The sequence below is a fragment of the Sphingobacterium detergens genome, from assembly GCF_003610355.1.
Taxonomy (GTDB): Bacteria; Bacteroidota; Bacteroidia; order Sphingobacteriales; family Sphingobacteriaceae; genus Sphingobacterium; species Sphingobacterium detergens.
Genome location: NZ_RAPY01000007.1, coordinates 280,148 through 292,246, shown reverse-complemented (window position 1 = coordinate 292,246; position 12,099 = coordinate 280,148). Strand labels below are relative to the sequence as shown.

At 40.8% G+C, this 12,099-nt stretch carries 6 protein-coding genes; all 6 read left to right on the top strand.

The annotated features are described in order from the left end of the window. Positions 1-7: 7 nt before the first annotated feature. Complete coding sequence (locus tag DFQ12_RS25730) at positions 8-727, top strand: basic secretory protein-like protein (protein WP_120261880.1); 720 nt, start codon at positions 8-10, stop codon at positions 725-727. Positions 728-737: 10 nt separating this feature from the next. Continuing rightward, positions 738-3,032, top strand: coding sequence for a GH92 family glycosyl hydrolase (locus DFQ12_RS25725; protein WP_120261879.1), 2,295 nt, complete (start codon positions 738-740; stop codon positions 3,030-3,032). A 254-nt stretch (positions 3,033-3,286) separates the two neighbouring features. Next, the gene (locus tag DFQ12_RS25720; protein WP_120261927.1) at positions 3,287-5,575 is read left to right on the top strand and encodes a GH92 family glycosyl hydrolase; all 2,289 of its coding nucleotides are present in this window, start codon (positions 3,287-3,289) and stop codon (positions 5,573-5,575) included. Between the two features lie 175 nt (positions 5,576-5,750). Beyond that, positions 5,751-6,113, top strand: coding sequence for a hypothetical protein (locus DFQ12_RS25715; protein ID WP_120261878.1), 363 nt, complete (start codon positions 5,751-5,753; stop codon positions 6,111-6,113). Positions 6,114-6,259: 146 nt separating this feature from the next. Continuing rightward, positions 6,260-7,366: an efflux RND transporter periplasmic adaptor subunit gene (locus tag DFQ12_RS25710; RefSeq protein WP_120261877.1), complete on the top strand. Its 1,107-nt coding sequence runs from the start codon at positions 6,260-6,262 to the stop codon at positions 7,364-7,366. Positions 7,367-7,379: 13 nt separating this feature from the next. Beyond that, on the top strand, positions 7,380-11,930 hold the full coding sequence (locus tag DFQ12_RS25705; RefSeq protein ID WP_120261876.1) for an efflux RND transporter permease subunit: 4,551 nt from the start codon (positions 7,380-7,382) through the stop codon (positions 11,928-11,930). Positions 11,931-12,099: the final 169 nt, after the last annotated feature.

Sequence of the window (12,099 nt, the reverse complement as noted above, 5' to 3'; positions counted from 1 at the left end):
CCTAATTATGAACTTTAAATATTTGAAAAGAACGCTTGCTGTTGTCGCTTTAATGTATTCTTGCTCGCTTTCCGCACAGGATAATTGGCAGCATACACAAAATGATCGAAAGGTGGCTGTAGATGTCGACAGTATCACTAAAGGCGGATATACCTTAATCTGGATCAATAAAGACAAGGATTTTAGTCCTGCACTAAAGGAAAGATTGGTAGCAGCTTATTTCACTAATTATCCCAAGCTGGCAAAAAAATATAATAACAAGACCATAAAAAAGGTGTCTTTTGTTATTGATCCAGATTATAAAGGGGTGGCCGCAACAGCTGGAGGTATTGTACGATATAGCCCGGAGTGGTTTGCCAAAAATCCAGGTGATATCGATGTTGTTACCCATGAAGTAATGCACATTGTTCAGGCTTATCCTGATGGGGCTGGGCCGTGGTGGGTAACCGAGGGGGTAGCGGATTTTGTTCGTTTTGATGACGGAATAGATAATGCCGGAGCAAATTGGAAATTACCTGAGTATACAGCGAAACAAAAGTATACAGATTCTTACCGTACTACGGCACGATTCCTCTATTGGATTAACAAAAATGTGAAAAAGGATTTTGTTAAAAAATTAGATGGAGCAATGCGGAGTAAAACGTATACAGATGATTTCTGGAAAGCGCAGACCGGAAAGACGATTGACGAGTTGTGGAGTGCTTATAGTCAAAATCCAAAGATCTAATCCTTAAGCGATGAACATAAGAAGTTTAGTTTGTTTCGGTTTGCTATGTGCCCCTTATTTATTAAGAGCACAGGAAACCAAATTGATTCAGTATGTCAAACCACTGATCGGAACCGCTCGGATGGGGCATACTTTCCCCGGGGCGACAGTTCCTTTCGGAGCGGTACAACTAAGTCCAGATACGGATACCTTATCCTATGCTGTAAACGGACAGTACAATGGTGATGTGTATAAATACTGTGCTGGCTACCAGTATGGTGACCCAACGATTGTGGGCTTTAGCCATACACACTTTAGTGGTACCGGTCACTCTGATCTTGGAGATATATTAGTTATGCCGACCCAGGGGAAGGTGCAGCTCAATCCAGGAACTGTAGATAAACCTCAGGAGGGATATAGATCTCCTTATTCGCATGCAAATGAACGTGCCGAGCCCAATTATTATAGTGTTTTGCTTGATAAACATCAGATTAAAGCAGAATTAACAACCACCACACGCGTAGGGATTCATCGTTATACCTTCCCAAAATCAGATGCTTCACATCTTGTGGTGGATTTAACTGCTGGAATTTATAATTATGACGGTAAAAATGTTTGGACGGTTGTCAAGGTATTGAATGACTCGACTTTGGTAGGATATCGCCAAACGAATGGATGGTCCCGTACACGTACCGTTTATTTTGCGATAAAGACATCCAAACCATTCAAAAACTATGGCGCTAAATATGAAGATGGGAAATCAGTGTATAACGGTTTTTGGCGTAAGTTTGATCAACAGCATAATTTTCCCGATCTAGCCGCTCACAACATCAAGCTGCATTTGGACTTCGACACGAAAGCCGACGAATCTATTCTGATGAAAGTTGCGCTAAGCCCGGTGAGTATGAAGAATGCACTCAACAATATGGAAGTTGAAGCTCCGAACTGGAATTTTGATGGATATGTGCGTGCAGGACAAACGGCATGGGAAAAGGAACTTCAGAAAATTGAAGTGGATATGTTGAATAAAGAGGATCTGATCAATTTCTATACAGCCATGTATCATGCCAGTATGATGCCGACCATTTATATGGATCAAAATGGTGAATATAAGGGATTAGATCAGGAGATTCATCAGGCTAAGGGTTTTACGAATTATACGTCGTTTTCGCTTTGGGATACGTTTAGAGCATTCCATCCGCTTCTGAATCTGATTAACCCTTCGCGCAATGCAGATATCGTAGCGTCGATGATGGCGCATTACGATCAGAGCGTATTGAAAATGTTGCCGATCTGGTCGCATTATGCCAATGACAATTGGTGTATGAGTGGTTATCACTCGGTATCTGTCATCGTTGATGCCATATTGAAAGGCGTGTATAAAGGTGATCCCGAAGCGGCATTACAGGCTTGTGTGCAAACTGCAAATACACGTAATTATGAAGGAATAGGTGCCTATATGGATAAAGGCTATGTTCCGGATGATGTGTCTGGTACTTCAGTTTCCAATACACTGGAATATGCTTACGATGACTGGTGTATCGCGCAATTGGCAAAGAAGCTGGGTAAAGAAGATATCTACCGTACTTTTTCGAAACGTGCTGAGAGTTGGAAATCGCTTTATGACCCGGCAATAGGCTTTATGCGACCAAAGAATTCTCAAGGGAAATTTAAGGAGAAATTTGATGTATTAGATACCCATGGCCAAGGCTTCATTGAAGGGAATTCATGGAATTATAGCTTGTACGTTCCACATCAACCCCGAGAGATGATGGAGCTTATGGGTGGTCAAAAGAAACTGGAGACCTATCTGGATTCTTTATTTACAATGGAATTACCCGATAAATATTTTGAGCATACCGAGGATATCACCCGGGATGGAATTATTGGGAATTATGTACATGGAAATGAGCCTTCGCATCATGTTGCCTATTTGTATAACATGACTCAGAGCCCTTGGAAGGCGCAGGCACGTTTACGTCAGATTATCCGAAATCAATATCATAATGGACATGCTGGGTTGGGTGGAAATGATGACTGTGGACAGATGTCTGCCTGGTATCTGTTTACAGCGCTTGGATTTTATCCTGTAGCACCGGGCGAAGATGCCTATTGGATTGGAAGCCCATTAGTGAAATCTGCAAAGATCAATCTAGAAAACGGAAAGAGTATTGCTATTACTGTGCGTAACCAATCTGAGAAGAATGTATATGTTAAATCGGTAACCTTGAATGGTAAACTCCTGGACAATTTGAAACTATCGTATAGTAGCCTAACGAATGGTGGTGAATTGATCTATACAATGAGTAGTAAACCGCGTAAATAGCATATTTGTCCATACGCATGATAAAATTCAAACAGATGCCAAACGATATCAGATAGAATGGGTAAAACCGCGTTTGGTCATGTTTTACAAGATACAATCCCCTATTCAAATAACCACTTGAATAGGGGATTTTTTTGTAACCATCTTGTGAAAATAGGCTTGTTATCCCCTATATTTAAATTTCTTATTTATATTTACTAATACGTTTTAGCTTTTTGATGAATTTTAGGACGGCTTCAACCAAAACAAGAATTATGTTTAACATTAAAAAAATAACAGGCGGTGTCCTTTTTCTTTTTGCGTCTCATATAAGTTTGGCGCAACAATCTTCTCCGGTAGACTATGTAAACCCTTTGATCGGGACAGAATCTAAATACGAGCTGTCTAATGGAAATACTTATCCGGCAATAGCACGTCCCTGGGGAATGAACTTCTGGACACCACAGACAGGTAATATGGGTGATGGTTGGGTATATACCTATACTGCGGATAAGATCAAGGGATTTAAGCAGACACATCAGCCTAGTCCCTGGAATAATGATTATGGACAATTCTCGTTGATGCCTATGACAGGTAAACCGCAGTTTGATCAGGAAAAACGCGCGAGTTGGTTCTCGCATAAAGCCGAGGTTGTGAAACCCTATTATTATAGTGTTTACCTGGCAGATCATGATGTCACTACTGAGCTTACACCTTCCCAACGGGCTGCGGTATTTCAATTTACTTTTCCCAAAACAGAACAGGCTTATGTGATTATTGATGCCTTTGATAAGGGATCGTATATCAAGGTTATTCCTCAGGAAAATAAAATTATCGGTTATTCGACCAAAAATAGCGGTGGTGTTCCAGATAATTTTAAGAATTATTTTGTCATAACTTTTGATCGGCCTTTTTCGTACCAAGCCGGAGTAAGGAATGGCAATATCAAGGATAATCAATTGGAAATTCAGGATGATCATGCTGGAGCGATCATTGGCTTCCCTTCTTTAAAAAGGGGGGAGAAAGTAATGGCAAAGGTTGCCTCTTCCTTTATTAGTTTTGAACAAGCGGAGCTTAATCTCAACGAAGTGAAGTCTAAAACATTTGAGCAGGTTGTAGATGAAGGTAAACAACAATGGAACGAGGTATTAGGGCGTGTTCAGGTAGAGGATAAAAACGTGGACCGCTTGCGTACATTTTATTCCTGTCTATACCGTTCAACATTATTTCCAAGGGATTTCTCCGAAATTGATGGTTCAGGAAGACGAATTCATTATAGCCCTTATAATGGCCAGGTTCTACCTGGTGAAATGTTTACAGATACAGGTTTTTGGGATACATTCAGAAGTTTATTTCCGCTTTTGAACCTGCTCTATCCGTCTATGAATGATCGCATGCAGGAGGGCTTAGTGAATGCCTACAAGGAAAGTGGATACTTGCCAGAATGGTCTTCACCAGGACATCGTGCGTCTATGATCGGTAATAATTCTGCATCAGTAGTAGCGGACGCTTTGGTCACCAATCGAACAGGTTATGATAAAGAAATCCTTTGGGAGGCTCTGAAACATGGTGCACATAATGCGTATCCTAAACATTCTTCTACTGGGCGTTTTGGCCATGAGTACTATAATAAACTAGGTTATATTCCAGCGGATGTAAAGGTTGACCAGAACGTGGCCCGCTCCCTGGAATATGCCTATAACGATTGGTGTATTTATGAATATGGAAAGACCTTAGGTAAACCAAAATCTGAAACAGCTATTTACGCACAACGGGCGATGAATTACAAAAATCTTTTTGACCCAACGACAAAGTTGATGCGTGGTAAAAAAGCGGATGGTTCTTTTGTCGCAAATTTTGACCCAAGTGCTTGGTCCCGTGAATATACTGAGGGTAATGCGTGGCATTGGAGTTTTTGTGTATTTCATGATCCACAGGGACTAATAGATTTGATGGGCGGAAATAAATCTTTCGTTTCCATGTTGGATACTGTCTTTGTTATCCCAAGTTATGAAGGTATGAAAAGTCGTAGCATGATCCACGAGATGCGTGAAATGCAGGTGATGAATATGGGGCAATATGCACATGGGAATCAGCCGATCCAACATATGCCTTACCTCTATAACTATGCCGCAGAACCATGGAAAGCACAATATTGGGTCCGTAAGATCATGGATAAACTGTATCTTCCGACACCAGATGGTTACTGTGGTGATGAAGATAATGGACAGACTTCGGCTTGGTACGTGTTTTCATCATTGGGATTTTATCCTGTTTCACCCGGATCAGGGGAATATGTGATTGGTTCACCTCAGTTTGATAAGGTTACCTTAAAACTCGAAAATGGGAAAGAGGTCCGTATTCATGCGAAACAAGAGCGGGGCGATCAGGTTTATGTGAACCAGCTCTCCTGGAATGGAAAAGCTTATGAGAAAAACTATATTCGCTATTCGGATCTCCTAAAAGGAGCAAATCTGGAATTTAAAATGAGTACAGAACCGAATAAAAATAGAGGAACCAAGAAGGACGATGCTCCATATTCTTTCAGTAACGAAAAGTTTTAGTACGAAAGGTAAGGAAACAAATAATATAGTATAAAAAAATTACAGGTACAATTCACTTAAAAAAGTGAAACATAAAAAACCATGATGACCAATCTATTTGCTGTCATGGTTTTTTTACACGAATAAAATAATCTTGGCTATTTAAAGTCATACCTTTGTGGTTCGAAAATTCGATATGTTAGGTAAATTATTCCATCTTTTAACACTCTTTGCGTATCTCAATCTCTTGACGTATGAGTCATTCTCATCGACGACGGGGCAAGTTTTGCATGCGGGAGAGACGATAGTGGAGTATTTTTTGGATGATGTATTGGATTTAGAACCTATTCATTCTTCACAAGAAGAGAAAGTCCTATTGCAGGATGACTACCGCATATTTTCTGTCAATAGTCAGGTACTGTCCATTTTCATATTTGTTTTTGGGATCGTATTTACTGCATTGTGCTTTTCCAAGGATAAAATACATCCATTTTATCGGTCAAAAACTCTTTGTCGACCAGGATATTATCAATTTTTATATAGATTCCGGCCTTTCTAAGGATTCTCCTATACTTTTCTATTGGAGTCTATAAAATAATAGTGTTTTTTATTTTTTCTGGTATCCAGGAGCAGTAGCTCTGGTGCATTTCTACACAATATTATTGTAGCTCCCATCTAGTTTTACATTTTATTTTTTATCGTTTTATGAAGAAATTATTTGCACTGTGCCTATTATTGGGTGCGGTAGGGATGCTAGCTTCTTGCAGCTCCTCCAATGCTAATGCCGAGCAAAAGGAAGAAATTAAGAATATACCAATTACACCGCTTGTTGTAATGGATACGACTGTCTATCAGGAGTATATTGCAGATATTCAGGCCTTGAAAAATGTTGAGATTCGGTCCAAATTAAATGGGTTTCTAGATAAAATCTATGTGGACGAGGGTGCTTGGGTAAAAAAAGGCCAGATTTTATTCAGATACAATAACGAAGAGTATCGCTCGGAGGTTGCCAAAGCAAAAGCACAATATGATAATTCCATTGCTGAAGCTCAAAAAATCAAGCTTGAGATGGAAAGAACCCAAAAGTTGGTGGATAAAAATATTGTGAGTCCTTCGGAATATAATCTATTGAAAATTCAGTTGAAGGCCGCTAATTCTAAAATTGAAGAAGCCCGTGCTTTAGTTAATCAAGCCCAAACGAGATTGGATTATACGGTTATCCAGGCACCATTTGATGGTCGAATAGATCGGATCCTATTGAAGGAAGGTTCGCTACTGACAGAGGGAAGCCTCATCACGACGATTTCTGATCTAAGCCAGGTCAATGTTTATTTTGATATTTCAGAACGGGAATACCTGACGATGATGCAAGATAAAATGAATGGAAAGGAAACTCGTAAAACGGTAAAATTAATTTTGGCGAATGGGGCCTTATACCCGCATGAAGGGGTTGCGCATATTGTCGAAAGTGAATTTGAGGCAAACACGGGTTCTATTGCCCTTCGGGTGCAATTTCCAAATAAAGAACATATCCTGAAGCACGGTGCTACTGGTAAGATTGCTGTGCCGATGGAAACTGGAGAACATGCATTTGTACATCAAAAATCAGTATTCGAGATACAGGACAAGACTTATGTTTATACCATGCAGGCCGATAGTACGGTCAAGATGACACCTTTTGTTGCTGGTCCCCGTGTAGGCCATTATTACATTGTTGAGGGCGGCCTTGATCCAAATGTTAAAGTGGTTTATGAAGGCGTGCAAAATTTGCGTAATGGGATGAAAATTAATCCAAAATTGAGGAAGCTGTAGCGGAGGATAAATTATGTTTGAAACATTTATAAAAAGGCCCATATTATCGCTTGTAATATCGGTTTTTATTACACTCTTGGGCTTACTGGCATTATTTACGTTGCCGATTACGCAATTCCCAGACATTGTACCGCCGTCGGTGGTTGTAAACGCCAATTATACAGGAGCGAATGCCGAAGTAAGTACCAATGCCGTCGCTATTCCATTGGAAAAGGCGATCAATGGTGTTGCAGGGATGACCTATATGAACTCCGTATCTACTAATAACGGAAGTACGGTGATACAGATTTTCTTTGAAGTAGGAACGGACCCGGATATTGCTGCGGTCAATGTTCAGAACAGGGTGACGACTGTACTGGATGAATTGCCTGAGGAGGTTATTAAAGCTGGGGTAACGACAGAGAAGGAAGTCAACTCCATGTTGATGTACCTGAATGTTTTTACTGAGGATGAAACTGCAGATGAACGTTTCATCTATAATTTCGCCGATATCAATATCCTTAAAGAGCTGAAACGTATTGAAGGGGTAGGACTCGCTCAGATTATGGGTATGCGTGATTATGCGATGCGTGTATGGGTAAAACCCGATCGTATGGCGGCATATAATATCTCTGCCGAAGATGTGGTAGCGGCTTTGCGCAAACAGAATATTGAAGCTGCGCCTGGGCAAACTGGGATTAGCTCAGACAAAATGCGCAATATGCAACAGTACGTCTTGCGTTATCCAGGAAAATTCACAGAGATTGATGAATATGCCAATGTGCCTATCCGTGCAAATTCCAATGGTTCGATTATTCGTATCAAGGATGTAGCAGACGTTGAATTTGGCTCGCTGGATTATGAAATGGTCTCCAAAACAGACGGGCGCCCATCTGCGTCTATCATGTTAAAACAGCTACCAGGATCAAACGCACAGGAAGTTATTCAACGGGTCAAAGATCGTATGGCTGAACTGAAGCAGAATTCGTTTCCAGCGGGTATGACCTATACCATGGGTTATGATGTATCACGTTTCTTGGATGCGTCTATTTCATCGGTTATAAAGACCCTACTGGAGGCATTCCTATTGGTTTTTATCGTGGTGTTTATCTTTTTACAGGATTTTAGAGCGACTGTTATCCCAATTCTGGCGGTACCGGTCTGTCTGATTGGAGCCTTGTTTTTTATGCAGATGTTGGGTTTCTCGATCAATCTACTAACACTATTTGCTTTGGTATTGGCAATTGGAATTGTGGTCGACAACGGGATTGTGGTCGTAGAAGCAGTTTACGCCAAGATGGAGGAAGAACATCTACAGCCCATGGAAGCAACCTTAGAAGCCATGAAAGAAGTTGGAGGGGCGGTAGTAGCGATCACATTGGTGATGTCGGCAGTTTTCGTTCCTGTTGCCTTTCTTTCAGGCCCAGTGGGTATATTTTATAGGCAATTTTCGCTGACTTTGGCCGCGGCTATCGTGATTTCAGGTATAAATGCCCTAACGTTGACACCGGCATTGTGTGCGCTTTTCTTAAAATCACCACATGATCGCAAACCATCCAATAATTGGCTGGATCGTTTTTTCAAACAATTCAATGCTATTTATGACCGAACCGCTTTCGGTTATAAAGGAATATTGATGAAAACAAGTGCTAGACGCGGACTCACGCTACTATTGTTGGGTGGATTCTTTGTTGCTACTTGGGGAAGCAGTGCGATATTGCCATCGGGCTTTATTCCAACAGAAGATCAAGGTATGATCTATGTCTCGGTAACTACACCTCCGGGGGCAACAGTAGATCGTACCGAGCGTGTATTGGATAAGATTGATTCTGTTGCACGTAAGTTGGATATTGTCGAAACCGTTTCAACCTTATCGGGATATAGTATCGTTACGGAGGTCTCCGGTGCATCTTATGGGATGGGGATGATTAACCTTAAACCTTGGAAAGAAAGAGATCAGACGGTCGATGATGTAATCAAGGAATTGCGGGAGAAAACAAAGGATTTTGTAGATGGGCAGATTGATTTCTTCCCTCCACCAACAGTTCCGGGATTTGGTAACTCTTCAGGCTTTGAATTACGGTTGTTGGACCGTAGCGGTAATGAAGATCTCAATAAGACGGCGGAGGTATTGCAGAAATTTATGGAGGATATGGAGAAAAGTGAAGTCATTCAGGACATCAGTTCCAGTTTTGATGTTAACTTTCCGCAGTATATGCTGAAAGTAGACTACGATATGGCTGCAAAGAAGGGTATATCAGTAGAAAATGCAATGAATACCCTACAAACCTTGATGGGGAGTCTATATGCAACAAACTTCATCCGTTACGGGCAAATGTATAAGGTGATGGTACAGGCAGGACCTGAGTATCGCCAGCGGCCTGAGGATGTGCTCCGTCTATATGTAAAGAATGAAACGGGAGAGATGGTACCTTATAATGCTTTTATTTCCATGGAACGTATTTATGGCCCAGAGCAGATTACTCGTTATAATATGTTTAGTTCAGCGATGGTGACAGGTCAGTCTTCTCCTGGATTTAGTTCAGGACAGGCGATCGAGGAAGTTGAAAAGATTGCATCTTCTTTGCCGCAAGGTTACAGTATCGAATGGTCGGGGATGACGCGTGAACAGAAGATTTCAGGAAATCAGGCCCTGTATATTTTTGCGCTCTGTTTACTCTTTGTTTACCTGTTGCTGTGTGCTCAGTACGAAAGCTTTTTATTACCATTACCAGTTCTCCTCTGTTTACCTGCCGGAATTTTTGGAGCCTTTATTTTCCTGAAAATATTTGGCTTGGAAAACAATATTTATGCTCAGGTCGCACTGGTCATGTTGATCGGTCTTTTGGGTAAAAATGCGATCCTAATTGTGGAATATGCTAATTTGAAATATAAGCAGGGAATGGATATTGTGACTGCTTCAATTGAGGGGGCTGTCGCGCGTTTACGTCCTATTTTGATGACTTCTTTCGCATTTATTGCTGGATTGATTCCATTAATGATGGCAAGTGGGGCTGGTGCTTTGGGGAACCGGAGTATCGGTACAGCTGCAGTCGGTGGGATGCTTATCGGGACGATATTAGGTGTTATTGTTATCCCGGGGCTGGTGATCTTATTCTCAAAAAAGGAGAATAAAAAACAGGTTATAAAACAGACATCGTTAGTGATTGCTGCACTAATTCTTTTTGGTAGTTGTTCTGTCCCCAAGAAGGCGGCACAGCCTGAGAAAATTGCCGTACCGACCGCCTTTGCAGAAAGGACTGCCGTTGATAGCGTAAATGTAGGGAATCGGTCCTGGCGCGATATTTTTAAGGATCCACTTTTAGTAGCATTGATTGATTCAGCATTACAGCATAATATTGATATTCGTCAATCGATCTTACGGTTAGAGTCGGCACAAGCTTATTTTAAACAGCGGAAGGCTGCATTAGGCCCTACTGTAGAAGCAGCTGTTGAGGGCGGGATACGTAAATATGGGCATTACACGGAATCGGGTATCGGTAACTATGATTCAAATTTTTCGGATAATTTGAAAAATGATGAAAAGTTGCCAGAACCATTTATCCCGGATTATTTTATTGGACTTCGTTCATCGTGGGAAATTGATCTATGGGGTAAATTAAAAAGTCAAAAGCAAGCTGCTTATTTTGGTTTGTTAGCCGAACAGGAAGGAAAACGCCTGTTGGAAACAGAATTGGTATCCAATATTGCAACGGCCTATTATGAGTTAATGGCTCTCGATCAAAAGATCAAGGTATATAACCGTAATATTGAACTGCATACCAATGCCCTTGAAGTCGTTGAGGTAAAAAAAGATGCCGGTTATGCTACGGAACTGTCTGTTCAGCAGTTTAAAGCACTATTAGCAAATTCTAAATCAGCTCAGGAGAAATTAAGTCAGGAGATTGCACTGTGGGAACATCATATCAACGGATTGTTGGGACGATATTATCAGCCTATTAAGCGCAGTGAATATATTGAAAACACAAATCTATATCATGCAATGACTTTTGGTACACCAGATGATCTGGTCAATCAGCGTCCGGATATTAAAACAGCTTACCTGAAGATGATGGCATCGTCAAACAATCAAGAAGCATCACGATTGGCCTTTCTACCTTCGGTAGCCATTAGTCCTTTTGTCGGTCTACAGAGCTTCAGTTTCAACAAGTTGTTTAATTTGGACAAATCTATTGCCTATAATTTATTTGGTGGTATCACGCTGCCTATATTAAATCAGAGACAATTGAAAACACAGTATGAAGTTGCAAAAGCCGATTACGGAATTGCTTTTTTAGACTATGAGAAATCTGTTGTGAATGCTTATAACGAAGTTTCTAATGTCATTATGACCCAAGAGGCAATCAGTAGACGTAGAACATTTGTAGACGAACATGTAAAAGCCTTGGACCTTTCCATTGAAGCAGCACAGGAGCTGTTTATCGCTGGACGTGTGACATCGCTGGATGTGGTTACAGCTCAAAAAGAATCCTTGGAAGCCCAGATTGGAAAAGTTGAACTGGAGAAAGAAAATACCTTGAACCAGATTTTACTTTACAAAGCTTTGGGAGGTGGATGGAAATAAACCCAATGTTTAGCTAATTAGGAAAACTATTTTTCATGCGATAAAGAATTAATTTGTTAATTCTTAGACCCCAAAAAAAGGGTCAGGGAAAGAGGCCGTCGTGAGATGTCCTCTTTTTTATTGTTATTTTTATGTAGTTTAGCTTTGACTATGTTGAACCTGACTTTAT

Excerpts from the sequence above, each read along its gene's own strand:
- DFQ12_RS25730 (WP_120261880.1), top strand. The coding sequence starts at position 8 with ATGAACTTTAAATATTTGAAAAGAACGCTTGCTGTTGTCGCTTTAATG.
- DFQ12_RS25725 (WP_120261879.1), top strand. The coding sequence starts at position 738 with ATGAACATAAGAAGTTTAGTTTGTTTCGGTTTGCTATGTGCCCCTTAT.
- DFQ12_RS25720 (WP_120261927.1), top strand. The coding sequence starts at position 3,287 with ATGTTTAACATTAAAAAAATAACAGGCGGTGTCCTTTTTCTTTTTGCG.
- DFQ12_RS25715 (WP_120261878.1), top strand. The coding sequence starts at position 5,751 with ATGTTAGGTAAATTATTCCATCTTTTAACACTCTTTGCGTATCTCAAT.
- DFQ12_RS25710 (WP_120261877.1), top strand. The coding sequence starts at position 6,260 with ATGAAGAAATTATTTGCACTGTGCCTATTATTGGGTGCGGTAGGGATG.
- DFQ12_RS25705 (WP_120261876.1), top strand. The coding sequence starts at position 7,380 with ATGTTTGAAACATTTATAAAAAGGCCCATATTATCGCTTGTAATATCG.